This is a genomic window from Streptomyces sp. NBC_00572 (assembly GCF_026341815.1).
Classification (GTDB): Bacteria; Actinomycetota; Actinomycetes; order Streptomycetales; family Streptomycetaceae; genus Streptomyces.
On record NZ_JAPENX010000001.1, the window covers coordinates 137,467 to 162,892 of the forward strand.

The 25,426-nt window shown below is 70.7% G+C and carries 23 protein-coding genes; 3 read left to right on the plus strand and 20 right to left on the minus strand.

Annotation, left to right across the window (positions count from 1 at the left end; all coding sequences use genetic code 11):
- Nucleotides 1-7: 7 nt before the first annotated feature.
- The 11 genes from aroQ to OG514_RS00660 all read right to left on the minus strand — a co-directional run bounded on the left by aroQ (nucleotide 8) and on the right by OG514_RS00660 (nucleotide 10,385).
- Nucleotides 8-454: a type II 3-dehydroquinate dehydratase gene (gene aroQ, locus OG514_RS00610; RefSeq protein ID WP_266889649.1), complete on the minus strand. Its 447-nt coding sequence runs from the start codon at nucleotides 452-454 to the stop codon at nucleotides 8-10.
- Complete coding sequence (aroB, locus tag OG514_RS00615) at nucleotides 451-1,548, minus strand: 3-dehydroquinate synthase (RefSeq protein WP_266889651.1); 1,098 nt, start codon at nucleotides 1,546-1,548, stop codon at nucleotides 451-453. The genes aroQ and aroB overlap by 4 nt, the downstream gene beginning before the upstream one ends.
- On the minus strand, nucleotides 1,545-2,066 hold the full coding sequence (locus tag OG514_RS00620; protein WP_266889653.1) for a shikimate kinase: 522 nt from the start codon (nucleotides 2,064-2,066) through the stop codon (nucleotides 1,545-1,547). Before OG514_RS00620 ends, aroB begins: the two co-directional genes overlap by 4 nt.
- The gene (aroC, locus tag OG514_RS00625; protein WP_266889657.1) at nucleotides 2,063-3,247 is read right to left on the minus strand and encodes a chorismate synthase; all 1,185 of its coding nucleotides are present in this window, start codon (nucleotides 3,245-3,247) and stop codon (nucleotides 2,063-2,065) included. The genes OG514_RS00620 and aroC overlap by 4 nt, the downstream gene beginning before the upstream one ends.
- A gap of 114 nt (nucleotides 3,248-3,361) precedes the next feature.
- On the minus strand, nucleotides 3,362-3,643 hold the full coding sequence (locus OG514_RS00630; protein WP_266889659.1) for a hypothetical protein: 282 nt from the start codon (nucleotides 3,641-3,643) through the stop codon (nucleotides 3,362-3,364).
- 40 nt (nucleotides 3,644-3,683) lie between these two features.
- Nucleotides 3,684-4,511 carry a shikimate dehydrogenase gene (locus tag OG514_RS00635; protein ID WP_266889661.1) on the minus strand — a complete coding sequence of 276 codons (828 nt, stop codon included), beginning with the start codon at nucleotides 4,509-4,511 and terminating at the stop codon, nucleotides 3,684-3,686.
- Nucleotides 4,508-6,337 carry an endolytic transglycosylase MltG gene (gene mltG, locus OG514_RS00640; protein WP_266889663.1) on the minus strand — a complete coding sequence of 610 codons (1,830 nt, stop codon included), beginning with the start codon at nucleotides 6,335-6,337 and terminating at the stop codon, nucleotides 4,508-4,510. Before mltG ends, OG514_RS00635 begins: the two co-directional genes overlap by 4 nt.
- Before the next feature lie 102 nt (nucleotides 6,338-6,439).
- Entirely contained in the window at nucleotides 6,440-6,904 is a 465-nt protein-coding gene (gene ruvX / locus OG514_RS00645) for a Holliday junction resolvase RuvX (protein WP_030316278.1), read from the minus strand.
- A gap of 2 nt (nucleotides 6,905-6,906) precedes the next feature.
- Nucleotides 6,907-9,576, minus strand: a complete 2,670-nt coding sequence (alaS, locus tag OG514_RS00650) for an alanine--tRNA ligase (RefSeq protein ID WP_266889666.1) — start codon at nucleotides 9,574-9,576, stop codon at nucleotides 6,907-6,909.
- Nucleotides 9,576-9,932: a DUF6167 family protein gene (locus tag OG514_RS00655; RefSeq protein WP_266889669.1), complete on the minus strand. Its 357-nt coding sequence runs from the start codon at nucleotides 9,930-9,932 to the stop codon at nucleotides 9,576-9,578. Before OG514_RS00655 ends, alaS begins: the two co-directional genes overlap by 1 nt.
- Nucleotides 9,933-9,938: 6 nt before the next feature.
- Nucleotides 9,939-10,385 carry a DUF948 domain-containing protein gene (locus tag OG514_RS00660; RefSeq protein WP_266889671.1) on the minus strand — a complete coding sequence of 149 codons (447 nt, stop codon included), beginning with the start codon at nucleotides 10,383-10,385 and terminating at the stop codon, nucleotides 9,939-9,941.
- A 158-nt stretch (nucleotides 10,386-10,543) separates the two neighbouring features.
- Here OG514_RS00660 and OG514_RS00665 point away from each other — a divergent pair, with 158 nt between their 5' ends.
- Complete coding sequence (locus tag OG514_RS00665) at nucleotides 10,544-12,838, plus strand: regulator (RefSeq protein ID WP_266889672.1); 2,295 nt, start codon at nucleotides 10,544-10,546, stop codon at nucleotides 12,836-12,838.
- A gap of 34 nt (nucleotides 12,839-12,872) precedes the next feature.
- Here OG514_RS00665 and rpsD read toward each other — a convergent pair whose 3' ends face one another.
- From rpsD to OG514_RS00690, 5 genes are all read right to left on the minus strand, one after another.
- Entirely contained in the window at nucleotides 12,873-13,487 is a 615-nt protein-coding gene (gene rpsD, locus OG514_RS00670) for a 30S ribosomal protein S4 (protein ID WP_024758279.1), read from the minus strand.
- A 425-nt stretch (nucleotides 13,488-13,912) separates the two neighbouring features.
- Nucleotides 13,913-15,265: a replication-associated recombination protein A gene (locus OG514_RS00675; RefSeq protein WP_266900707.1), complete on the minus strand. Its 1,353-nt coding sequence runs from the start codon at nucleotides 15,263-15,265 to the stop codon at nucleotides 13,913-13,915.
- A 75-nt stretch (nucleotides 15,266-15,340) separates the two neighbouring features.
- Nucleotides 15,341-15,976, minus strand: a complete 636-nt coding sequence (locus OG514_RS00680; RefSeq protein WP_266889677.1) for a vitamin K epoxide reductase family protein — start codon at nucleotides 15,974-15,976, stop codon at nucleotides 15,341-15,343.
- Between the two features lie 166 nt (nucleotides 15,977-16,142).
- Nucleotides 16,143-17,405, minus strand: coding sequence for a histidine--tRNA ligase (gene hisS, locus OG514_RS00685; RefSeq protein ID WP_266889680.1), 1,263 nt, complete (start codon nucleotides 17,403-17,405; stop codon nucleotides 16,143-16,145).
- Between the two features lie 10 nt (nucleotides 17,406-17,415).
- On the minus strand, nucleotides 17,416-18,123 hold the full coding sequence (locus OG514_RS00690) for an MBL fold metallo-hydrolase (protein ID WP_266889683.1): 708 nt from the start codon (nucleotides 18,121-18,123) through the stop codon (nucleotides 17,416-17,418).
- Nucleotides 18,124-18,287: 164 nt separating this feature from the next.
- Between OG514_RS00690 and OG514_RS00695 the strand changes: the two genes are divergently transcribed.
- On the plus strand, nucleotides 18,288-19,103 hold the full coding sequence (locus OG514_RS00695) for a peptidylprolyl isomerase (protein WP_266889686.1): 816 nt from the start codon (nucleotides 18,288-18,290) through the stop codon (nucleotides 19,101-19,103).
- Nucleotides 19,104-19,302: 199 nt separating this feature from the next.
- Complete coding sequence (locus tag OG514_RS00700; protein ID WP_266889688.1) at nucleotides 19,303-20,532, plus strand: DUF349 domain-containing protein; 1,230 nt, start codon at nucleotides 19,303-19,305, stop codon at nucleotides 20,530-20,532.
- A 63-nt stretch (nucleotides 20,533-20,595) separates the two neighbouring features.
- Here the strand turns inward: OG514_RS00700 and OG514_RS00705 are convergent, their stop codons facing one another.
- The 4 genes from OG514_RS00705 to secF all read right to left on the minus strand — a co-directional run bounded on the left by OG514_RS00705 (nucleotide 20,596) and on the right by secF (nucleotide 25,425).
- Nucleotides 20,596-23,079, minus strand: coding sequence for a bifunctional (p)ppGpp synthetase/guanosine-3',5'-bis(diphosphate) 3'-pyrophosphohydrolase (locus tag OG514_RS00705; RefSeq protein ID WP_266889690.1), 2,484 nt, complete (start codon nucleotides 23,077-23,079; stop codon nucleotides 20,596-20,598).
- Nucleotides 23,080-23,249: 170 nt separating this feature from the next.
- Nucleotides 23,250-23,672: a hypothetical protein gene (locus OG514_RS00710; protein ID WP_266889692.1), complete on the minus strand. Its 423-nt coding sequence runs from the start codon at nucleotides 23,670-23,672 to the stop codon at nucleotides 23,250-23,252.
- A gap of 122 nt (nucleotides 23,673-23,794) precedes the next feature.
- Nucleotides 23,795-24,346 carry an adenine phosphoribosyltransferase gene (locus OG514_RS00715; RefSeq protein ID WP_266889694.1) on the minus strand — a complete coding sequence of 184 codons (552 nt, stop codon included), beginning with the start codon at nucleotides 24,344-24,346 and terminating at the stop codon, nucleotides 23,795-23,797.
- Nucleotides 24,343-25,425: a protein translocase subunit SecF gene (gene secF / locus OG514_RS00720; RefSeq protein WP_266889697.1), complete on the minus strand. Its 1,083-nt coding sequence runs from the start codon at nucleotides 25,423-25,425 to the stop codon at nucleotides 24,343-24,345. The genes OG514_RS00715 and secF overlap by 4 nt, the downstream gene beginning before the upstream one ends.
- Between the last annotated feature and the right edge of the window lies 1 nt (nucleotide 25,426).

Here is a 25,426-nt window from a genome sequence, read left to right on the forward strand (position 1 = left end):
TGCCCTGTCAGCCCGTCAGTTCCTCGGCGAGCGCCAGCAGGGCCAGCCGGTAGGAACCGATCCCGAACCCGGCGACCGTCCCGGTCGCCACGGCCGCGACGACCGAGGTGTGCCGGAACTCCTCCCTGGCGTACGGGTTCGAGATGTGCACCTCGATCAGCGGAGCGGTCCGCTGGGCGGCCGCGTCGCGCATCCCGTACGAGTAGTGCGTGAACGCCCCCGGGTTGATCACGACGGGGGTCGAGCGGTCCGCGGCCTCGTGGAGCCAGCGGATCATCTCGCCCTCGTCGTTCGTCTCCCGCACCTCGACGTCGAAGCCGAGCTCCGCGCCGAGGGTCTTGCAGGACTCGACGAGCCCCTTGTAGGACGTGGCACCGTAGATGTCGGGCTCGCGGGAGCCGAGCCGGCCCAGGTTGGGGCCGTTGAGCACCAGAACCGGACGGGGCTCGCTCACGCGGACACCTCGCCGTACGCCGCGATCAGGACCGCCGGGTCGGGGCCCTCCAGGACGGTCGGCTTGCCGATCCCGTCGAGGACGATGAAGCGGAGCAGGTCGCCGCGGGACTTCTTGTCGACCCGCATGGTCTCCAGGAGCTTGGGCCACTGGTCACCGCGGTAGGTGAGCGGCAGTCCGACGGACTCCAGGATCGCGCGGTGCCGGTCGGCGGTGGCGTCGTCGAGCCGCCCGGCGAGGCGGCCGAGCTCAGCGGCGAAGACCATGCCGACGGAGACGGCGGCGCCGTGGCGCCACTTGTACCGCTCGTTCTTCTCGATGGCGTGGGCGAGGGTGTGGCCGTAGTTGAGGATCTCGCGGCGGCCGGCCTCCTTGAGGTCGCCGGAGACGACCTCGGCCTTGACCCTGATCGACCGGACGAGCAGCTCGGCGGTGTGCGGACCGGCGGGGGTACGGGCGGCCTGCGGGTCCTCCTCGATGAGGTCGAGGATCACCGGGTCGACGATGAAGCCGGCCTTGATGATCTCCGCGAGACCGCTGACGTAGTCGTGCACCGGCAGCGAGTCGAGCGCCGCGAGGTCGCAGAGGACACCGGCAGGCGGGTGGAAGGCGCCGACGAGGTTCTTGCCCTCGGCGGTGTTGATGCCCGTCTTGCCGCCGACGGCCGCGTCGACCATGGCGAGGACGGTGGTCGGTACGGCGATCCAGCGGACACCCCGCAGCCAGGTCGCGGCGACGAAGCCGGCCAGGTCGGTGGTGGCACCGCCGCCGACGCCCACGATCACGTCGCTGCGGGTGAAGCCGGTCTGCCCGAGCGCCTTCCAGCAGTAGGCGGCGACCTCGACGGTCTTCGCCTCCTCGGCGTTCGGCACCTGGATGGCGACCGTCTCGTAGCCCTGCTCGGCGAGGTCGGCGCGGAGCGCCTCACCCGTGTCGGCGAGCGCCTCGGGGTGGATGACCGCGACCCGCTTGGCCTGGGTGCCGATCAGGGCCGGGAGCTCACCGAGCAGCTGCCGGCCGACCAGCACCTCGTACGGATCCGTGCCGGCAGAGCCCGCGACGTGGATACGGGTGACTTCCTGGTCCGTCGTCATGCGTCCTTCTTCAGATCCAGTGCCCCGAGGACCGCGTCGGCGACCTCTTCGGGGGTGCGGTCGTCGGTGGTGACGACGGCCCGCGCGACTTCGGTGTACAGGTGGCGGCGTGCCTCCATCAGCTCGCGCCACTGGCGGCGCGGGTTGACGGCGAGCAGCGGCCGCGCGGTGTTGAGGCCGACGCGCCGGACCGCTTCGTCGACGTCCATCGAGAGGTAGGCGACGGGCAGTCCGGAGAGCAGGGCGCGGGTGCCGTCGTCGAGGATCGCGCCGCCGCCGAGGGCGAGGACGCCCTCGTGTTCGGCGACGGCCGCGGCGACCGCGTCCCGCTCCAGGGCGCGGAAGTGCTCCTCGCCGTCCTCGACGAAGATGTCGGAGATCTCGCGTCCCTCGGCGGCGACGATGTCGGCGTCGGTGTCCCGGTAGGGCGCGCCGAGCCGTTCGGCCAGGAGCGCGCCCACCGTGGACTTGCCGGAGCCCATGGGCCCGACGAGGACGACCAGGGGACCGGCGGTCACCGGATGGTCAGGTTCTCGAGGTACGACCGCACGTTGCGGCGGGTCTCCGGGACGCTGTCGCCGCCGAACTTCTCGACGACCGCGTCCGCGAGGACGAGCGCGACCATGGCCTCGGCGACGATGCCGGCGGCGGGGACGGCGCACACGTCGGAGCGCTGGTGGTGGGCCTGGGTGGCCTCGCCGGTGGCGACGTCGACGGTGGCGAGGGCGCGCGGCACGGTCGCGATGGGCTTCATCGCGGCACGGACCCGCAGCAGCTCGCCGGTGGTCAGGCCGCCCTCGGTGCCGCCGGAGCGGCCGGAGGTGCGCTTGAGGCCGTCCTCGGTCTTCACGATCTCGTCGTGGGCCTGGGAGCCGGGCACGCGGGCCAGCTCGAAGCCGTCGCCGACCTCGACGCCCTTGATGGCCTGGATGCCCATGAGGGCGGCGGCGAGCCGCGCGTCGAGACGCCGGTCCCAGTGGACGTGGGAGCCGAGGCCGACGGGAACGCCGTACGCCAGCACCTCGACGACGCCGCCGAGGGTGTCGCCGTCCTTGTGGGCCTGGTCGATCTCGGCGACCATCGCCTTCGACGCGTCGGCGTCGAGGCAGCGGACCGGGTCGGCGTCGAGCTTCTCGACGTCGGCGGGGGTCGGGTACACGCCGTACGGCGCCTTGGCGGCGGCCAGCTCGACGACGTGCGAGACGATCTCGATGCCCGCGGTCTCCTTGATGAAGGAGCGGGCGATGGCGCCGAGGGCGACACGGGCGGCGGTCTCCCGGGCGCTGGCGCGCTCCAGGATCGGCCGGGCCTCGTCGAAGCCGTACTTCTGCATGCCGGCGAGGTCGGCGTGTCCGGGACGCGGCCGGGTCAGGGGGGCGTTGCGGCCCGTCTCCTTGAGCTCGGAGGGGTCGACGGGGTCGGCCGCCATGACCTTCTCCCACTTGGGCCACTCGGTGTTGCCGACCATCACGGCGATCGGGGAACCGAGGGAGAGCCCGTGCCGGACTCCGCCCAGGAAGGTGATCTCGTCCTGCTCGAACTTCATCCGGGCGCCACGCCCATAGCCGAGGCGTCGCCGCGCGAGGTGGTCCGCCACCAGCTCAGTGGTGACCGGGACGCCGGCGGGAAGGCCCTCCAACGTCGCGACCAGCGCGGGTCCGTGGGATTCCCCAGCGGTCAGCCAACGCAACCTGCTCAACGATGCTCCTCATGCTCGCGCCTGGGTACTGCGACGGCGCGACCGGGTGCGCGGCCCTGGCCCGCCGTCCCCGATCCTCCCACGTCCGGGGGGCGAACCCGCCCTCCGGTCCAGCTATCGGACGCGGGTCCCGCTGTTCTCGACGATCTCGTCCGTCGTCCCGGACGCGTCCTCCACCGTCCCGCCGGACCCTCCGGGCGTGCCGCCGACCTCGCGCGAGGCCCGGAAGCGGTCGCGCAGCCGGACCACGGCGAGCCATCCGAAGCCCGCGGCGATGACACCGAGGACGGTGTACCGCACCCACGCGGGCAGGTCGTTGAAGATCACCCCGAAGAGAAAGCGCACCACGTCGAAGCCCGCGTCCCACTTCGACGCCAGCACCGTTCCCTCGCCCATGCCCCGTGCTCCCGCTCGCTCCCGTACTCCCCCGCCGGCCCTAGCGAGCCGCCAGGGCCTGCTCCCCCGCCGCTCGCATGGCGGCCAGCGGCGCCCTGGGGACGCCCGTCATCTGTTCGACCTGGAGGACCGCCTGGTGGACGAGGAGGTCGAGGCCGCCGACCACCTTGCCGCCGCGGTCGGACCAGGCCGCGGCGAGTGCCGTCGGCCAGGGGTCGTACAGGACGTCGAACAGGGTGCCGACCGTGTCGGGCACGGCGGTCGCCAGGGCGTTGGTCGTGCCTGCCGGGGTGGTCGCGACGACCAGCGGGGAGGCGAAGGCCTCCGCCGCGTCGTCCCAGTCGGCGGTACGGACGTCCACGCCGAGCCGCTCGCCCCAGCCGCGCATCTCCTCGGCGCGCGCCTCGCTCCGTACGTACGCGGTCACCGGCCCCGCGCAGATCCGGGCGAGCGCGGCGAGCGCGGAGGAGGCGGTGGCGCCGGCGCCGAGGACCGCCGCCGACTCCACCTTGTCGACGCCCCGCTCGCGCAGGGCGGCGAGCATGCCGGGGATGTCGGTGTTGTCACCGACCCGGCGCCCGTCCTCGCGGAGGACGACGGTGTTCACGGCCTCGACCGAGGCCGCCGTGTCGCTGATCTCGTCGAGCAGCGGGATGATCGCCCGCTTGAGCGGCATGGTCAGCGAAAGACCGGCCCAGCTGCCGTCCAGCTCGCCCACGAACCCGGGCAGCCCGGCCTCGTCGACCTCGAAGCGGTCGTACGACCAGTCGTCGAGGCCGAGCTCGGCGTACGCGGCCCGGTGCAGGACCGGGGAGAGCGAGTGGGCGATCGGCGAACCGAGGACGGCCGCGCGGTGTTGCTTGCTCACTGCCCCTGCTTCCGTTCCTTCTCGTACTCCGCGACGTTCTGGTTGTGTTCCTTGAGGGTCACGGAGAAGACGGTCTTGTTCTCGTTGATCGACACGAAGTAGTACCACGGGCCGTCGGCGGGGTTCATCGCCGAGTTCAGCGCCTCGATGCCGGGGTTGCTGATGGGACCGGGGATGAGGCCCTTCACGTCGTACGCGTACGTGTTGTACGGGTCCTTGATCTTGCGCATCTCCTCGACGGTTCCGACGTCGAGGGTGCTCTCGCCCTTGAGGTAGTTCACCGTCGAGTCGAACTCGAGTCGGCCCACGGTCTCCACGTTGTTCGGCTTGAGGCGGTTGTAGACCACCCGCGCCACCTTGTCGAAGTCGTGCTTGTACTTGCCCTCGACCTGCACCAGGCTCGCGACCGTCAGGACTTCCCACGGCCCCTTCAGACCGTGCTCCTTCGCCTTCGCGTCGAGGTCGAGCTTCCCGTACTCCTGGTTCGCGCGGCCGACCATCTTGCGCAGCGCGTCCTCGGGCTTCGTGCCCTTCGCGACCGGGTAGCTCGCCGGGAAGAGGAAGCCTTCCAGCGGGTCCTTGATGTCGGGGTGGTTCTCGGCCCAATCGGGCAGGCCCAGACTCTTCGCCTTCGCGAAGGCGACGTCCTTCGTGGTGCCGGGCTTCAGGTCGAGGCGCTTGTCGAGCTGGTCGTAGACCCAGGCGTTCCGCTTGCCCTCGGGGACGACCAGGTTCGCCTGGCTCGCCGGGTTGAGCATCAGCGTGACCGCGCTCTCCGCCGACATCTCCTTCTTCAGCGTGTAGACGCCGGCCTGGATGGAGATGCCCTTGGGGTTCTTCTGCTGCGCCGAGATGAAGGCGTCGACGCTCTTGACGACGCCCGCCTTCTTCAGGATGTTGCCGATCTCGTTGCCGAGCGCGCCCTTGGGGATCTCGACCTGCACGTCGCCGGAGCCGGAACCCGCGAAGTCCTCCGCCGCGCCGAACTGGCCCTGCCAGAACTGGTAGCCGAAGTAGCCGACGCCGCCGACGCCGCCCGCCATGACGACCGCGACGACGAGGCAGGCCACGCCGTTCTTGCCGTTGCGTTTCTTCGCTTTGCTCCGGCGTTCGCGATCGCCGCCGCGGGAACCGCGGCCGCGGCCCGGCTCCTCGTCGTACTCGTCGTCCGGGTCGGCGTCCTCACCGGTGAAGAAGGGGTGCTTCTCCTCCTCCGGCTCCGGACGCGCCTCTTCCTCCGGCGCCCAGTCGATCACCGGCTCCGGCGGGTTCTGCCGACGGCCGGGAGGCTGGGGCGGGGGGTACGCCTCGGGCGTGCCGTAGAGGTCGGGGTTCTGGCCGCCGTAAGGGTCGGCCGGAGTCCCGGCGTACGGCATCGCCGCCTGGCCCGTCTCCCAGTTGCCGTCGTACTGCTGTCCGAGCTGCCCGGGCGTGTCGTAACCGCCCTGGTACCCCGTCCCGTACTGCTGCTGCTCGTACGGCTGCTGCTGGTCGTACGGCTGCTGCTGGTACTGCTGAGGTTGCTGGTACTGCTGCTGGTGCTGCTGCACGGGCTGCTGGTACTGCTGCGGGTCGACGTACTCCTGCGACTGCTGCTGGTACTGCTGCTGCGCATGCTGCTGCTGCTGGTACGGGTCACCCCCGTACCCCTGACCAGCCTGACCGCCTTGCCCGTACGGGTCCTGGTAGTCGTGACCGCCCTGGCCGTACTCGTTCGCCTGCTGCGGATGCGGGTACTGCTGCTGGCCCTCCCACCCCTGGTCCCCGTAAAGCGGGTCCCCGGGGTGCCACGGTTCGGAGCCGGGGCTCCGGCCATACTCAGTCATCGATCCCCAAAACAGCCGCGAGGCTTCCGGACGATCCGCCTCTACGTAGTGCGGCAGCTGTTCGAACACCGCCGCATCGCGCGGAACGTTACCGTATCGCGATCAGATGACCACTTCGACGCCCTCGCCAGGCGGATTACCTGATACCCGTTCGGACTCAAGAGCGTTCTGAAGGATGATCACAGCGGCGGCCTGATCGATGACGGACCGCCCCTTCTTCGCCTTCACCCCGGAGGCGCGCAGCCCCTGGGTGGCGGTGACCGTGGTCATCCGCTCGTCGACCAGACGGACCGGAACCGGCGCGATGCCCTTCGCCATCTCCCCTGCGAAAGCACGGACCTTGGTCGCGGCCGGACCCTCCCGCCCGCTGAGCGAGCGGGGCAGGCCCACGACGACCTCGATCGGCTCGTACTCCTCGACGATCTGGCGGAGCCGCCGGTGGGCGGCCGGGACGTCACGTCCCGGCACGGTCTCCACCGGCGTGGCCAGGACCCCGTCGGGGTCGCACGAGGCGACCCCGATCCGGGCGTCCCCGACGTCGACCGCGATACGGCGGCCGCGGCGCATCGTCACGCCGTCTCCACCACGAGGCGCTCGACGGCGGCGATGGCCTCGCCGACGGCCTGCGGGTTCGTACCGCCGCCCTGGGCGACGTCCGGCTTGCCGCCGCCACCGCCACCGAGGGTCTTGGCGGCCGTGCGGACCAGCTCGCCGGCCTTGAGACCGCGCTCACGGGCGGCCTCGTTGGTGGCGATGACCGTGAGCGGCTTGCCGTTGGCCGTGGTGAACAGGGCGACGACGGCCGGACGGTCGGACGGGAAGCGGCCACGGACGTCGAGGACCAGCTTGCGCAGGTCGTCGGCGCCGGTGCCGTCCTGGACCTGGCCGGTGACCAGGGCGAGGCCGCGGATGTCCTGGGCGGAGTCGACGAGACCGGCGGCGGCCTGGAGGACCTTCTCCGCGCGGAACTTCTCGATCTCCTTCTCGGCGTCCTTCAGCTTGCCGAGCATGGCGGAGATCTTCTCCGGCAGCTCCTCCGGACGGCCCTTGACGAGCTCCTGGAGCTGGGCGACGACCGTGTGCTCACGGGCGAGGAAGTTGTACGCGTCGACACCTACGAGGGCCTCGATACGGCGCACGCCGGAGCCGATGGAGGACTCGCCGAGCAGCTTCACCAGACCCAGCTGGGCGGTGTTGCCGACGTGCGTACCGCCGCACAGCTCCTTGGAGAAGTCGCCGATGGTGACGACACGGACCTGCTCGCCGTACTTCTCGCCGAACTCGGCGATGGCACCCTGGCGCTTGGCCTCGTTGATCGGCATGACCTCGGCGTGGACCTCGAGCTCGCGCGAGAGAACCTCGTTGATCTTCTGCTCGACGTCGGTGAGGACCGCGCCGGGGACGGCGTTCGGCGAACCGAAGTCGAAGCGGAAGCGGCCGGGCTGGTTCTCGGAACCGGCCTGAGCGGCCGTCGGGCCGAGGGCGTCGCGCAGCGCCTGGTGGGTCAGGTGGGTGGCCGAGTGGGCGCGGGCGATGGCCCGGCGGCGGCGCACGTCGATGGTGGCGTAGGCGGTGGCGCCCACGGTCACCTCGCCGACCTGCACGGAGCCCTTGTGCACGGAGACGCCCGGGACGGGCTGCTGGACGTCACGGATCTCGATGACCGCGCCGCTGTGCAGCTTGATCCGGCCCTGGTCGGCGATCTGGCCGCCGCCCTCGGCGTAGAACGGGGTGCGGTCGAGGACGACCTCGACCTCGTCGCCCTCGGAGGCGGCGGGCGAGGAGACACCGTTGACGAGGAGACCGACGACCGTGCTCTCGCCCTCGGTGTTGGTGTAGCCGGTGAACTCGGTGGCGCCGTTGCTGTCGGCGATCTCCCGGTACGAGGTCATGTCGGCGTGGCCGGTCTTCTTCGCCTTGGCGTCGGCCTTGGCGCGGTCCCGCTGCTCCTTCATCAGGCGGCGGAAGCCGTCCTCGTCCACCGAGAGGCCCTGCTCCGAGGCCATCTCCAGGGTGAGGTCGATCGGGAAGCCCCAGGTGTCGTGGAGCAGGAACGCCTTGTCGCCGGAGAGGATCGTGCCGCCGGCGGCCTTGGTCTCGGTGACGGCGGTGTCGAGGATGTTGGTGCCGCCCTTGAGGGCCTTGAGGAAGGCGGCCTCTTCGGCGAGGGCGACGGTCTCGATCCGCTTGCGGTCGGTGACGAGTTCCGGGTACTGCTCGCCCATCGTGTTGATCACGGTGTCGACGAGGTCCTGGACGACCGGGCCGGTGGCGCCGAGCAGGCGCATGTTGCGGACGGCGCGGCGCATGATGCGGCGCAGGACGTAGCCGCGGCCCTCGTTGCCGGGGGTGACGCCGTCGCCGATGAGCATCACGGAGGTGCGCATGTGGTCGGCGACCACGCGCAGCGAGACGTCGCTGTCGTGGGCCTTGCCGTAGGCGACGCCGGTGAGCTCGGTGGCCTTGTCGATGACGACCTGGAGGGTGTCCGTCTCGTACATGTTCTGGACGCCCTGGAGGATCATCGCCAGGCGCTCCAGGCCGAGGCCCGTGTCGATGTTCTTCGACGGCAGCTCGCCGAGGATCGGGAAGTCGTCCTTCCCGGTGCCCTCGCCACGCTCGTACTGCATGAAGACCAGGTTCCAGATCTCCACGTAGCGCTCGTCGTTGACGGCCGGGCCGCCCTCGACGCCGAACTCTGGGCCGCGGTCGTAGTTGATCTCGGAGCACGGGCCGCAGGGGCCGGGGACGCCCATCGACCAGTAGTTGTCCTTCTTGCCGAGGCGCTGGATGCGCTCGGCGGGGACGCCGACGACGTCGCGCCAGATCTGCTCGGCCTCGTCGTCCTCCTGGTAGACGGTGATCCAGAGCTTCTCCGGGTCGAGGCCGTAGCCGCCGTGCGCCACCGAGGTGGTCAGCAGCTCCCAGGCCAGCTTGATGGCGCCTTCCTTGAAGTAGTCGCCGAAGGAGAAGTTGCCGCACATCTGGAAGAACGTGCCGTGGCGGGTGGTCTTGCCGACCTCTTCGATGTCCGGCGTGCGCACGCACTTCTGCACGCTGGAGGCGCGCGTGAAGGGCGGCTTGACCTCACCCAGGAAGTAGGGCTTGAAGGGCACCATGCCGGCGGGGACGAGCAGCAGAGTCGGGTCGTCCGCGATGAGCGACGCCGAAGGGACGACGGTGTGCCCGCGCTCCTCGAAGAAGCTCAGCCAGCGGCGGCGGATTTCAGCCGACTCCATCAGTGGTCCTCATTCCGGTTGTACGAGATCGTGGGGATTGAATGCGTGGTCGGGTACGGGGAGGGGCCGAGCGCGCCCCTGCGGCGCGGCTCCGGAAGCTCCCGGCCCTGGGCCGGGCCCGGGTCGACGGGTGCGTCGAGGCCGAGCGCCTCCTCCAGTTCGGCCTCCCGCTGGACCATGCCCGCCCTCACGTCGAGGGCGAAGTCCTTGAGGCGGTGGCCGGTCTCGATCGCCTTGTTCGCGGCCTGGGCCGCGAGGCTCTCGGGGGTCAGCTGCTTCAGCTTCCGGTTGACCTTGGTGGTGGCCCACACGCCGGCGGCTGCGCCGGCCGTGAACCAGAACGTGCGGCGGAACATCGCGGCTCAGCCCTTCTGCTTCCGGCGTCGCGAGGACGGCACGGTACGGCCGACGATCACAGTACGTCGCGAGGAGGCCCGCGGCGCGTCCGCGCCGGAGGCGCCGTCCCCGCCCCGGCCGAGCGCCTTGCGCACCCCGTAGCCGAAGGCGGCGACCTTGACGAGCGGGCCGCCGAAGGTGGAGGCGACGGTCGAGGAGAGCGCGGAGGCGTTGGAGGTGACCTCCTGGACGTCCGAGGCGATGGCGTCGACCCGGTCGAGCTGGGTCTGTGCCGAGCGGACGGTCGCGGAGGCGTCGGCCAGCAGGGGAACGGCCTGCTCGGTCACGTCCGCCACCATCTTGGTGGTCGCCCTGAGCGTCTGCGCCAGCCTCACCAGCACCACGGCGAGGAAGGAGACCAGGATCGCCCAGAAGACGGCCACCAGGATCCCGGCAACCTCTCCACCGGTCACTCTGCACCGCTCTCTGCTGTCGTTTGGCCCTTGCGAAAAGTCGTCCCCCGACCCTATCGCGCCCGGGCTGTCGTGCCGTACCGCATTACCGCCCGTGGGACGGGAGTTACGGGAACCGATTGTACGGAGCGCGCGGGGATGAGTACGCTCCGTGTCCCATGCGACGGAGCAATCTCCCGGCGGAGCTGAACCGGTTCATCGGACGGGCCGCCGAGCAGGCCGCACTGACGGCGCTCCTTGAGGCGTCCCGCCTGGTCACGGTCGTGGGCGTGGGCGGGGTCGGCAAGACCCGGTTCGCGCTGAGGGCTGCCGCAGGGGTGCAGAAACGCTACGGCGACGGGGTCCGCCTCGCCGAGCTCGCACCGCTGCGCGACCCCGACCTGATCGAGTACGCCCTGGTCGAGGCGCTCGGCCTGACCGACCACACGCCGAGGCCCCCGCGCGAGGTGCTCGTCGAGCATCTCGCGGAGCGGCGGACCCTGCTGGTCGTGGACGGTTTCGAGCATCTCGTGGAGGAGTGCGCGCCCCTGGTGCGGGAGCTGCTCGAACACGCTCCCGGGCTCACCGTCCTCGCGGCCGGCCGGCGGCCGCTGCGGGTGGCCGGCGAGACCGTCTTCCCGCTGGCTCCGCTGGGTGAGGAGGACGCGATGACGCTGCTCGCCGAACGGGCGGCGGAGGCGGGCGCGCCGCCACTGCCGGGGGCGGCGGCGGGGGCCGTCCACGGGGTTCCGGCGCTGACGGGCCCTGCGGCCCGCCCGGGAGTCACGGCCCTGCCCGGAGTACCGGCGCTCCCCGGTGGGTCGGCACACGACGACGGGTCCGCGCAGGCCCGCGGCCGGGACGCCGTACGGGAGTTGTGCCGACGGCTCGACGGGATTCCGCTCGCCCTCGAACTGGCGGCCGGGCGGCTCCCGCTGCTCTCCGTCGAACAGATGCTGTGCCGCCTCGACGACCGCTTCCGGCTCCTCACGGACGGTGCGCGCGGTGCGCTCCCCCGTCACCAGACGCTGCGCACCGCCATCGGTTGGAGCCATGAGCTGTGCACTCCGGAGGAGCGGCTCCTCTGGGCGCGGCTCTCCGTCTTCCCCGGCCCCTTCGACCTGGAGTCGGTGGAGTACGTGTGCGCGGGTCCGGAGCTGCCGCCGGAGCGGATCCTCGATCTGCTCGGCGGGCTCCTCGCGCAATCGCTGCTCACCCGCGAGGACACCCCGGCGGGTCCCGCGTACCGGATGCTCGACACGGTCGCCGCGTACGGGTCGGAGTGGCTCGCGGCGCTCGACGACACGGAGCGGATGAGGCGGCGGCACCGCGACTGGTACATGGGCCTGGCCACCTGGTGCGAGCTGGAGTGGTTCAGCCCGCGCCAGCCTGAGGTCGCGGCCCTGACGGAGGCGGCGCTGCCGCATCTGCGGGCGGCCCTCGACCTGTGTCTGGAACTTCCGGAGGACGCGCATCTCGCCCAGCACCTGGCGGGCACGCTCTGGTTCGCGTGGGTCGGCTGCGGGCGCCTCTCGGAGGGCCGGCACTGGCTGGACCGGGCGCTCGCGCTCGAATCCGGCCACGAGGAGGCGCGACTGAAGGCGCTCTGGGTGCTCGGGTACGTCTCGGTCCTGCAGGGCGACGGTACGGCGGCGGTGGCGGCGCTCCACGAGTGCGGGGAGCGGGCCAGGTCCTCGCGGAACGCGCTGGCGGAGGCGTACGCGACGCACCGGATGGGCTGTCTCGCCCTGCTCACGGACGACATGCCGCGCGCCGAGGAGCTGATCGGGCGGGCGCTCGTCGCGTACCGGGAGCTCGGCGAGCTGAACAGCAACGTGCTGATGGGGCAGATCGAGGTGGGCCTGGCGCGCGCCTTCCGGGGCGATCTGGAGGGGGCGGTCGCCCTCTGCCGCGAGGTCAAGGACATCTGCGAGGAGCGGGGCGAGCTCTGGGCCAGGGCGTACGCCCTCTATGTCCTGGGGTACGCCGCCTGGACCAGGGGGGCGTACGAGGAGGCGCGGGAGCTGCTCACCGCGTGCGTGTCCATCAACCACGCCTTCCGCGACCTGGTCGGGACCGTCCTGGCGATCGAGATGCTCGCCCTGGTGGCGGTGAGCGAGGGCGATCCGATGGAGGCGGCGGTGCTCCAGGGGGCTGCGGTGCCGCTGTGGGACACGGTGGGTGTCCGGCTCTTCGGCTCGGCGGCGTTCGACGCGCCGAGGACGCTGTGCCAGCAGCGGGCCGAGGAGGCGCTGGGTGTGGAGGCGTACGCCGCCGCGTTCCGGGCGGGCCAGGGGCTCTCGGCGGCGGAGGCGGTGGAGCGTGCGCTCGTGGCCGGCCGCCATCCGGCCATCGACGGCCCGGCGGAGGGGGCCGCCCCGCGTCCGTTCCGTACGGCCGGTTCGACGGCGGTCCCGGGAACGCGGAAGCCCGCCGGCTCCCCCACCGGAATGGGTGGGGAAGCGGCGGGCTGAACACCGCGAGGGTGGTACTACGCCATGGCTGAGATCAGCGGGCGTAGTACTCGACGACCAGCTGCTCGTCGCAGATGACCGGGATTTCCTTGCGGTTCGGGTCGCGGTCGAGGCGGAAGGCCAGGGCCTTCAGGTTGACCTGCAGGTAGCGCGGGGTCTCACCGTCGGCGGCGAAGCCACCCTCACGGGCAACCTCGAACAGCGGCTTGGTGCGGCTGCGCTCGCGGACCATCACGACGTCGTCGGGACGAACGCGGAACGACGGCTTGTCGACCTTGCCACCGTTGACCTGGATGTGGCCGTGGACGACCATCTGGCGGGCCTGGTAGATGGTGCGGGCGATGCCCGAACGCAGGACCAGGGCGTCGAGGCGACGCTCGAGCTCGACGACCAGCGCCTCGCCCGTCTTGCCTTCGGCCTTCTTGGCGCGGTCGTAGGCGCGCGCCATCTGGCGCTCGCTGATGTCGTACTGGGCGCGCAGACGCTGCTTCTCGAGCAGACGGACCTTGTAGTCCGAGTTCTGCTTGCGGCCACGGCCGTGCTCGCCCGGCGGGTAGGGGCGGGCCTCGAAGTACTTGACAGCCTTCGGGGTCAGCGCGATGCCGAGGGCACGCGACTTCTTGACCTTGGGACGGGACTGGTTCGGCATGAACCAACCTCTCTACTGTGTACGAAACGGCTTCACCAGGGTTAGGGGAGGTCGCATCCGCAGCCGGGAAACCCGCCTGGTCCGTACGAGACGGACCTGCCGGGCAGCCGCTCCCAGGTCTGGGCACATACGTGCAGCACGCGAACGACCCACCGCCGCTCCCGGGAACCGGGTGGTGGTGGGTTGCCCGCGACACCTTCGAAGGTGCGCGACGCTCCTGGAAACCCCGCCCGAGGGCAGGATCTCCGGCTGACTGTCCCGTTCTGGTGGTGCCGACCGGAGCCGGACACGGGACGCAGCAATCTGGACCAGTGTACCGGGTCCGCCGGGCACTCTCGTCCGCGGTCCGACGGCCTCAGCGGTAGGCGTCCAAGAGCTCCCGGACGACCTCCTTCTCGGGCGGACAAACCGTCAGGCCGTCACTTCTACTCGTTGCCCTTCAGGCGGGCCCGCACACGGTCCACCACGTCCGCGTACCGCGCTTCCGCGCCGTAGCGGGTGGGCTCGTAGTACTGCTTGCCGTGGATGGTGTCCGGGGCGTACTGCTGGGCCGCGATGCCACCGGGGACGTCGTGGGGGTACACGTAGCCCTGGGCGTGGCCGAGCTTGGCGGCGCCCTTGTAGTGGCCGTCGCGCAGATGCGGCGGGACCGAACCCGCGAGGCCGTTCCGCACGTCCGCCAGGGCGGCGCCGATCGCGGTCGTCGCCGTGTTCGACTTGGGGGCCAGGGCCAGGGCGATCGTGGCGTGGCTGAGGGTGAGTGCCGCCTCGGGGAAACCGATCATGGCGACGGCCTGCGCGGCGGCGACGGCGATCGGCAGCGCGTTCGGGTCGGCGAGGCCGATGTCCTCGCTCGCGGAGATCATCAGGCGCCGGGCGATGAACCGCGGGTCCTCCCCCGCCTCGATCATCCGCGCCAGATAGTGCAGGGCGGCGTCCACGTCCGAGCCGCGGATCGACTTGATGAGCGCGCTGGCCACGTCGTAGTGCTGGTCGCCGTCCCGGTCGTACTTCACCGCCGCGCGGTCGACGGTCTCCTCGACCGTCGCCAGCGTGATCTCCGGCTCGCCCTTGGCGATGGCCGCGCCCGCGGCCGCCTCCAGGGCGGTCAGGGCACGCCGGGCGTCGCCGCCGGCGACGCGCAGGAGGTGGGCCTCGGCGTCCTCCTGCAGGGTCACCGCCCCGCCGAGGCCGCGCTCGCCGGTGAGGGCCCGGGCCATCAGACCGCGCAGGTCGTCGTCGGTCAGCGGCTCCAGGGTGAGGAGCAGGGAGCGGGAGAGGAGCGGCGAGATGATCGAGAAGTACGGGTTCTCGGTGGTGGCGGCGATCAGCGTCACCCAGCGGTTCTCGACGGCGGGCAGCAGCGAGTCCTGCTGGGCCTTGGAGAAGCGGTGGATCTCGTCGAGGAAGAGGACGGTCTCCTTGCCGTAGCCGCCGACCGCGCGGCGGGCGCCCTCGATGACGGCCCGGACCTCCTTGACGCCCGCGGTGATCGCGGACAGCTCCACGAACCGCTTGTCGGTCGCCTTGGAGACCACGTACGCCAGGGTCGTCTTTCCGATGCCCGGCGGCCCCCAGAGGATCACCGAGGAGGCGCCGGCGGGGCCGCCGTCCCCGTCGCCCACGAGTCGGCGCAGCGGCGAACCGGGCTTGAGCAGGTGCTTCTGGCCCACCACCTCGTCGAGGGTGCGCGGGCGCATCCGGACGGCCAGCGGGCTGCCGGCGGGGTCCTTCTCCTGGCGGTCTTCGGCTGCTGCGGTAAAGAGGTCGGGCTCCACAGTCATGAAGCCTAGGTCACCGCACTGACAGCACTGTCGCCGCCGATGGTCCGCCGGCCGTCCGTGAGCGGTCGGTCAGCTGGTCCAGAAGTCCCACCAGCGGGTCAGGATCAGCATGCCGATGATCCCGATGTGCAGGACGGGCAGGATCCAGGTGAACTCGTCGAAGAAGGTCTTCAGGCCGCGGGGGGCGGGGATGACGCCGTTGCGGACGTTGTGCGAGGTCACGTACCAGAACATGACGATGGTGGCGACCCAGGCCAGGCAGCACCACAGACAGAGCGAGTTGATCTCGTACAGCGACTGGTACATGAGCCACGTGCAGAAGCCGACACCGAAGAGGGTGCCGGCGTTGAGGCCGAGCCAGTACCACCTGCGGTAGCGGGCTCCGGCGAGCAGGGCCACACCGATCGCGATCACCATGGCGTAGGTGACGAGGCCGAGCATCGGGTTCGGGAAGCCGAAGACCGAGGCCTGCTCGCTCTTCATGATGTTGCCGCAGGAGACGATCGGGTTGAGGCTGCAGCCCGGGACGAAGTTCGGGTCTTCGAGGAGCTTGAACTTGTCGATCGTGATGACCCAGGCGGCGAGCACCCCGGCCGCTCCGGTGATCACGAGCAGCCAGGCGAAGGCCCGGCTCGCGCCGATCGTGCCGCTCGTCCCGTCGCCGTCCCGGCCGGACGCGGCCTCGTCCACCGCTGCCTTCGTCATATCGCCTTTTCCCTCGCTCGCGGGCCTTGTGGGCACGGTCATTCTGCCGTACGGGGGACGGCGCCCACCGTTCGCCGGGGATAAGTGAGGCGAACATAAGAGCGACGGGAGAGGGGCCCGGACCCACGCGCGCGCGTGGGTCCGGGCCCCTCTCCCGAACGGTCCGTCAGGCCAGCTTGGTCCGTACCGCGTCGAGCAGCGCGTCCACGGCGACCGCCTGCTGCTCGCCGGACTCCATGTCCTTGAGCTGGACGACGCCCTCGGCGAGGTCGCGCTCACCGGCGACGACGGCGAGGCGGGCGCCCGAGCGGTTGGCGTCCTTCATCGCGCCCTTGAGGCCCTTGCCGCCGAACGAGAAGTCCGCGGAGATGCCCTCCCTGCGCAGCTCGGTGACCTTGCCGAAGAGGATCCGGCGCGCCTCCTCGCCGATGGCCACCGCGAAGACGCTGGTGACGGCGGGGAGGTCGAGCTCGACGCCCTCCGCCTCCAGGGCGAGGACCGTACGGTCCACACCGAGCGCCCAGCCGACGGACGGCAGCGCGGGGCCGCCGATCATCTCGGAGAGTCCGTCGTAGCGTCCGCCGCCGCCGACCGCCGACTGCGAGCCGAGACCGCCGTGGACGAACTCGAAGGTCGTGCGGGTGTAGTAGTCCAGGCCGCGCACCAGCTTGGCGTCGTCCTCGAAGACCACGCCCGCCGCGGTGATCAGGGCGCGCACCTCCTCGTGGTACGCCTTGCACGCGTCGCACAGGTAGTCGCGCAGCAGCGGGGCGCCGACGAGCTGCTTCTGTACGGACTCGCGCTTGTCGTCGAGGACGCGCAGCGGGTTGATCTCGGCGCGGCGCAGGGTCTCCTCGTCGAGGTCGAGCCCGCGCAGGAAGCCCTGGAGCGCCTCGCGGTAGACGGGACGGCACTCCTTGTCGCCCAGCGAGTTGAGCAGGATGCGGAAGTTCCGCAGGCCGAGGGTGCGGTACGCCTGGTCGGCGAGGATGATCAGCTCGGCGTCGAGCGCCGGGTCCTCGGAGCCGATCGCCTCGGCACCGACCTGGGAGAAGTGGCGGTAGCGGCCCGCCTGGGCCCGCTCGTAGCGGTAGTACGAGCCGGAGTACCAGAGCTTGACCGGCAGGTTGCCCTGCTTGTGCAGGTTGGCCTGGAGCGCCGCCCGCAGCACGGACGCGGTGCCCTCCGGACGGAGGGCGAGGTGGTCGTTGCCCTTCGTGGTGAGGGTGTACATCTCCTTGGTCACGATGTCGGTGGACTCGCCGACACCGCGGGAGAACAGCTCGACGTTCTCGAAGCCGGGCGTCTCGATGTAGCCGTAGCCGGAGTTCCTCAGCGGCGTGGAGATCGCGTCCCGGACCGCCAGGAAGGTGGCGGAGCGGGGCGGGATCAGGTCGTACGTGCCCTTGGGGGCCTGAAAGGTGCTCACGAAAGTCTCGTCACATTCCTCGTCGGGGAGCGTCCGTGCTCCCGAGACCGGCGGCCACGTCCCGCAGATAGGGGTTCGTGGCGCGCTCCTGGCCGATGGTCGTCTGGGGACCGTGTCCCGACAGCACCACGGTCGAGTTGTCGAGCGGCAGGCACACACGGGCCAGCGAAGCGAGCATCTCGTCCATGTCACCGCCGGGAAGGTCGGTGCGTCCGATGGAGCCGGCGAACAGCAGGTCCCCGGAGAAGAACACGGAGGGGATCTCCGTGGTCTGCGGCATCCTGAAGGTCACCGACCCCTTGGTATGACCGGGCGCGTGGGCGACGGAGAAGTCCAGACCGGCGAGCTTCAGCTCGGCACCGTCGGTGAGTTCTCGCACGTCGTCGGGTTCGCCCACGGTCAGCTCGCCCATGAGCGGCATCCCGATGGAGCGGCCGAGGGCCTTCTCCGGGTCGCTCATCATGTAGCGGTCGGACGGGTGGATCCACGCGGGGACGTCATGGGCGCCGCACACCGGGACGACGGAGGCGACGTGGTCGATGTGTCCATGGGTGAGGACGACGGCGACGGGCTTGAGCCGATGCTTCTTCAGCGTCTCCTCGACACCCTGGGCGGCCTGGTGGCCCGGGTCGATGATCACGCACTCCTCGCCTGCGGCGGGGGCGACCAGATAGCAGTTGGTCCCCCAGGCCCCGGCGGGGAACCCGGCAATCAGCACGTTCGTCCTTAGATGTCGTCCGGCACGGGGGCGCGGAATTCGGCAGAGATCACGGAATGCGGCAGATCAGAGCCTACCGGCGGTGCCGGTTCCACAGCCAACCCGTATACGGTACGGGCACATCCGGCCAGGACAGGAACAGACGAGCGACAGGAGCGGAACCGGTGGTCACCAGCGATCAGCGGCGGCGGCAGCTTGCCAGGGAGAAGTACGCGCGGCAGCAGCAGCGGCGGGAGGAGAACCGGCGCAAGGCGAAGCGCCGCAACACCGTCGTCGCGGCCGCCCTCGCGGTGGTCCTCGCGGCGGGCGGCGCGGTCTACGCGTCCGTGGCGCTGACGGGCGACGACTCGCCCAAGGGCTCGGACAACGCGACGGGTCCGGAGAGCTCGGCGAGCAGCACGCCCAGCAGCCCGGCGCCCTCGCAGAGCGAGTCGGCGGGCCCGGAGCCGAAGATGTCCGTGGACGCGAAGGCCACGTACGACATGACGCTCAAGACGAACGAGGGCGACGTCACGATCACCATGGACGCGGCGAAGACCCCGCGCACGGTGAACTCCTTCTCGCACCTCGCGGCGAAGAAGTACTTCGACGGCACGAAGTGCCACCGGCTCACCACGCAGGGCATCTTCGTGCTCCAGTGCGGTGACCCCAAGGGCGACGGCACGGGCGGCCCGGGCTACAACATCCCGGACGAGAACCTGGGCGCGCTCGGCAAGGCGGGCTCGGACGGCACCGTGACCTACCCGGCCGGCACCGTGGCGATGGCCAACACCGGGCAGCCGGGCAGCGGCGGCTCGCAGTTCTTCCTCGTCTACAAGGACACCAAGCTGCCGCCGAGCTACACGCCGTTCGGAAAGATGGACGCGGCCGGCCTCCAGGTCGTCAAGGACGTGGCCGCCGCCGGTGTCACGGGCGGTGCCACGGACGGCGCCCCCAAGAAGGCCGTCACCGTCGAGAAGGCGACCGTCGCGAAGAAGTGAGCCGGGCGTCCGCACGCACGCGTGACCGTGAATCTCGGTCGCGCTGAGTGCGGACAGCCGGGCCGCCGTTCGCCTAGATTGGCGTTGTGCAGCGTTGGGCCGTCGGCCGCGCTGCGGAAGGCGGGCGAGGCCCGCCGGGAAACTGTGGACGATGCCCGGGGGGTACGACCCCGCGACGGCATCATGGTGAGGAGGCGCTGTGAGCAGCGACCCGTGGGGCCGCGTCGACGAGACGGGCACCGTGTACGTGCGGACGGCCGAGGGCGAGAAGGTCGTCGGATCGTGGCAGGCCGGCACCCCTGAGGAGGCCCTGGCCTACTTCGAGCGCAAGTACGAGGGCTTGGTTGTCGAGATCGGCCTCCTCGAGAAGCGGGTGAGGACCACCGACCTCTCGGCGAAGGACGCCACCGCGGCGATCGAGCACATCCGGCAGCAGATCGACGAGCACCACGCCGTCGGCGACCTGGCCGCGCTCGCGACCCGCCTGGACAAGCTCGTCGAGACGGTCGACTCGCGCCGTGAGGAGCGCAAGGCGCAGAAGGCCAAGCAGACCGACGAGGCGCGCACCGCCAAGGAGAAGCTCGTCACGGAGGCCGAGGAGCTGGCCCAGAGCGAGCAGTGGCGCTCCGCGGGCGAGCGGCTGCGGGCCCTCGTGGACACCTGGAAGGGCCTCCCCCGGCTCGACCGCAAGTCCGACGACGAGCTGTGGCACCGCTTCTCGCACGCCCGCTCGGCGTTCTCGAAGCGCCGCAAGGCCCACTTCGCCTCGCTGGACGCCCAGCGGGAGGACGCGCGCAAGGCCAAGGAGCGTCTGGTCGCCGAGGCGGAGTCGCTGTCGAACTCCACCGACTGGGGCACCACGGCGGCCCGCTACCGCGACCTGATGACGGAGTGGAAGGCGGCCGGCCGCGCCCAGCGCGAGCACGAGGACGACCTGTGGAACCGCTTCCGCGGTGCCCAGGACGTCTTCTTCGCGGCGCGCGGCGAGGTGTTCGCCGAGCGGGACGCGGAGCAGACCGAGAACCTCAAGCTGAAGGAGGAGCTCGCGACCGAGGCCGAGAAGCTGCTGCCGGTGTCGGACCTGAAGGCGGCGCGCGCGGCCTTCCGTTCCCTCAACGAGCGGTGGGAGGCCATCGGCCACGTGCCGCGTGACGCCCGTCCCAAGGTCGAGGGCCGGATGCACACGGTGGAGCGGGCGATCCAGGAGGCCGAGGAGGCCGAGTGGCGCCGGACGAACCCGGAGGCACGCGCGCGTGCCGCGGGTCTGACCGGTCAGCTCCAGGACGCGGTCGAGAAGCTGCGCAAGCAGATCGACGCGGCCCGAGCCGCCGGCAACGACGCCAAGGCCGACAAGCTCGCCCGTGAGCTGGAGGGCCGCCAGGCCCTGCTCGACCAGGCCATGAAGGGCCTGGAGGAGTTCGGCGGCTGATACGCCGATACGAAAGGGCGGCTCCGGTACGTACGTACCGGAGCCGCCCTTTCGTATCCGCTGTTACGGCCTGCGGGCCGAGGTCACGCGGTAGACGTCGTAGACGCCCTCGACGCCCCGTACGGCCTTCAGGACGTGGCCCAGGTGCTTCGGGTCGCCCATCTCGAAGGTGAAGCGCGAGGTGGCCACCCGGTCACGGGAGGTCTGGACGGCCGCGGAGAGGATGTTCACGTGCTGGTCCGAGAGGACCCGGGTGACGTCCGAGAGCAGCCGCGAGCGGTCCAGGGCCTCGACCTGGATGGCGACGAGGAAGACCGAGGACTGGGTGGGCGCCCACTCGACCTCCAGGATCCGCTCCGGCTCCCGGGAGAGCGACTCCACGTTGACGCAGTCGCTGCGGTGAACCGATACGCCGCTTCCGCGGGTGACGAAGCCGATGATCGGGTCGCCGGGCACGGGGGTGCAGCAGCGGGCCAGCTTCACCCAGACGTCCTCGACGCCCTTGACGACGACACCGGGGTCGGCGTTGGAGCGTCGCTTGGAGCGGCCGCGGGTGGGCGGTGTCGCCTCGTCGATGTCCTCGGTGGCCGCCTCCTCGCCGCCGAGCGCCTGGACGAGCTTCTGCACGATCGACTGGGCGGTGACATGGCCCTCGCCGATCGCCGCGTACAGCGAGGAGATGTCGCTGTAGCGCATCTCGTGGGCGAGGGTGACGAGGGAGTCGCCGGTGAGGATCCGCTGGATCGGCAGGTTCTGCTTGCGCATGGCCCGCGCGATGGAGTCCTTGCCCTGCTCGATGGCCTCGTCGCGGCGCTCCTTGGAGAACCAGGCGCGGATCTTGTTGCGGGCGCGCGGGGACTTGACGAAGCCCAGCCAGTCGCGGGAGGGCCCGGCGCCGGCGGCCTTGGAAGTGAAGACCTCGACCAGGTCGCCGTTGTCGAGGGTCGATTCGAGCGGTACGAGCCGCCCGTTGACCCGCGCTCCTATGGTGCGGTGGCCGACCTCGGTGTGGACGGCGTAGGAGAAGTCGACGGGGGTGGCCCCCGCCGGCAGGGCGATGACGTCGCCCTTGGGCGTGAAGACGAAGACCTCGTTGCGGGAGAGGTCGAAGCGCAGGGACTCCAGGAACTCGCTGGGGTCCTCGGTCTCCTTCTGCCAGTCGAGGAGCTGGCGCAGCCACGCCATGTCGTTGAGGTGGTCGTCCTTGCCGGTCCTCTTCGGGACGTCGGCGCGGACCTTGGAGGCACCGGCGACGGCCTCCTGCTTGTACTTCCAGTGCGCGGCGATGCCGTACTCGGCGCGCCGGTGCATGTCGAAGGTGCGGATCTGCAGCTCGACGGGCTTGCCGTTGGGTCCGATGACCGTCGTGTGGAGCGACTGGTACATGTTGAACTTCGGCATCGCGATGTAGTCCTTGAACCGGCCGGGGACCGGGTTCCATCGCGCGTGGACGGTGCCGAGGGCGGCGTAGCAGTCCCTCACGGTGTCGACGAGGACACGGATGCCCACCAGGTCGTAGATCTCCGCGAAGTCACGGCCGCGGACGATCATCTTCTGGTAGACGCTGTAGTAGTGCTTGGGGCGGCCGGTGACGGTGGCCTTGATCCGGGCGGCGCGCAGGTCCGTCTGGACCTCGTCGGTCACTATGGCGAGGTACTCGTCCCGCTTGGGGGCGCGCTCGGCGACGAGCCGGACGATCTCGTCGTACATCTTGGGGTAGAGGATCGCGAAGGCGAGGTCCTCCAGCTCCCACTTGATGGTGTTCATGCCCAGGCGGTGGGCCAGGGGCGCGTAGATCTCCAGGGTCTCGCGGGCCTTCTTCTCCTGCTTCTCCCGCTTGAGGTAGCGCATGGTGCGCATGTTGTGCAGGCGGTCGGCGAGCTTGATGACCAGGACGCGCGGGTCCTTGGCCATGGCGACGACCATCTTGCGGACGGTCTCGGCCTGCGCGGCCTCGCCGAACCTGACCTTGTCGAGCTTGGTGACGCCGTCGACGAGCAGGGTGACCTGGTCGCCGAAGTCGCGGCGCAGATCCTCCAGGCCGTATTCGGTGTCCTCGACGGTGTCGTGCAGCAGCCCGGCCATCAGGGTCGCCGGGTCCATGCCGAGCTCGGCGAGGATGGTGGTGACGGCGAGCGGGTGCGTGATGTACGGGTCGCCGCTCTTGCGCTTCTGGCCGCGGTGCCAGCGCTCGGCAACCTGGTAGGCCCGCTCGACCTGGCGCAAAGTCGCCGTTTCGATCTTCGGGTCGTTGGATCGGACGATCCGCAGCAGCGGTTCGAGGACCGGGTTGTACGGGGAGGAGCGCTGGACGCCGAGCCGGGCCAGGCGGGCGCGGACGCGGTTGGACGAGCCGCCCGAGCGTGCGGGGGCGGCGGGCGCGGGCCGCGCGGGCGCGGGGGCCTCGGAGGCCGGTACGGGCGTGGGCGCGGCAGGCGGGGGCCCGGTCTCCGCGGGCTTGTTCTGGGGCGTGCCGGTCCCCGGCGCGGCCTTTTCGGCCTTCGGGTCGGGCTGCGCGGCGGAGAGTGACTGGGCCTCGTCTGGCAAGAGCGCTCCTCTGGGTCCCCCCGGACGGAGTCTGGGGGAGATACCGGGTCCCCCGGTCAGGCCCGGAAAGGCCATGGTATCGAGCCACGGGTCGCGGTGCGCACGCGGTGGTCACTCGCCCCGGGAGAGCGGGGGTCGCGCGGCCCGCGACCCCCGCCGCCGGCCGGCCGTCAGTTCCAGCGGAGCAGGGAGGGCCCGCCCTTCACCTGGATCTCCTTGGTCGCGGCGACATTGCCCCAGTGGACCTTGAGGGAGCCGCTCTTCCCGCACAGGGGGCTGGACCAGAACTCCTTGCGCCGGGCGTCGAAGCCCTTGGCGCGGATGCAGATGCTGCCTCCCCGGTAGACCTTCCAGGCGTACCCCATCTTCATGCCCTCGGCGCCGAAGTGGCCGCAGGCGTCACTTGCCTTCGTCCACTTCAGGGGCGCGCTTCCGGCGTTCTTCCAGCCGACGCACGAATCGGCCGCGACCCCGGGGGCCGCCGCGGGGGCCTGTGCCGGGCGGCCCGCGCTCGCGGGGTTCACGGCGGTCCCGAGCGCGGCGAGCGCGATCAGGGAGACGACTCCGGCGACGGTCTTCCGCGACATGTCCATACGACTTCCTCCTGGCAGCGTGACAACGTCCGGGAACGACGAAGGGCGCCTCGGGAGGTCCCGGGCGCCCATCGCCGTATCCCTCGACCGTTATCGGGCGGGAGATCGTCGGACTTGAAGGATCACACTCGGATGAGTGCCGTGAGCGGCGCCCCGTTCAGGGCGGGCTCCAGTCGGGCGCGGCCCGGCAGGAAGCCCAGCTCCATGAGGACCGCGACGCCCGCCACCTGGGCGCCCGCGCGGCGGATCAGCTCGATCGAGGCCTCGGCCGTCCCGCCGGTGGCGAGGACGTCGTCGATGACCATGACGCGGTCGCCCGCGGCCAGGTCCTCGGCGTGCACCTCGATCTCGGCGGTGCCGTACTCCAGCTCGTACGCCTGCTTCAGCGTGGCTCCGGGGAGCTTGCCGGCCTTGCGGACCGGGATGAAGCCCAGGCCCGCCCGGACGGCCACCGGGGCGGCCAGGATGAAGCCGCGCGCCTCGAGACCGACGATCTTCGTCGCGCCGTGCGCGGTGCACAGCGCGGCGAGGGCGTCGGTGAGCGCCGTGAACGCCTCCGGGTCCGCGAGCAGCGGCGTGATGTCCTTGAACAGCACGCCCGGCTTCGGGTAGTCCGGTACGTCGCGGATACGGCTGAGCAGGAGGTCGGTGACGTCCTGGGCCTCGGCGGTCATCCTCGCTGCTCCGAGGAGCGGCCGCGACGGCTCGCCCGCGGGCCGACGACGGCGATCTCGTTGTCGTCGACGGACCGGTCGTCCGACCCGTCGTACGACTCGCCCTTGGCGGCCGCACCGGCCCGCTTCGCCATGATGCGCTTCTTGAGTGCCCTGATCGCCGGCTCGCGCTCCTTGAGGTCGGCGACGAGCGGGGTGGCGATGAAGATCGACGAGTACGCACCGGCGGCGAGACCGACGAACAGCGACAGCGAGATGTCGTTGAGCATGCCGGCGCCGAGGACGCCACCACCGATGAAGAGCAGGCCGGCGACCGGCAGCAGCGCGACGACGGTGGTGTTGATCGAACGGACCAGGGTGCCGTTGATCGAGCGGTTGGCCAGCTCGCTGTACGTGAAGCGGGTCTGCTTCGTGATGTCCTTCGTCTGTTCCTTGAGGGAGTCGAAGACGACGACCGTGTCGTACAGCGAGTAACCGAGGATCGTCAGCAGGCCGATGACCGTACCGACGGTGACCTCGAAGCCGACCAGCGAGTAGATGCCGACCGTGATCGTGAGGTCGTGGATCAGCGCGATGAGCGCCGCGACCGCCATTCTCCACTCGAAGGCGATGGCCAGATAGATCACCACGAGGATCATGAAGATCCCCAGACCGGTCCAGGCCTTGGTGGCGATCTGCTCACCCCAGCTGGGGCCGACGAGCTCGGCCGCGATCTTGTCCTCGGGGACGTTCAGGTCCTTCGCGAGCTCCGAGCGGACCTGGTCGGACTGCGCGGTGTCGAGGCCGCCGACCTGGATGCGCAGGGAGCCGTTGCCGAGCTGCTGGACGATCGCGTCGTGGCCGGAGGCCTCTTCCGCGTACTCCTGGGCCTGGCTGACGGAGACTTCCGACTTCGGGGTGGTGAAGACGGCACCGCCCTGGAACTCGATGCCCATGTTCAGGCCGCGGACGGCCAGGGCGACGATGGCGGTGATGGTGATCAGGATGGACAGGCCATACCAGATCTTGCGGTTGCCGATGAAGTCGTAGCCGACCTCACCACGGTGGAGCCGGGCGCCGAGATCGCCGAGCTTCGACATC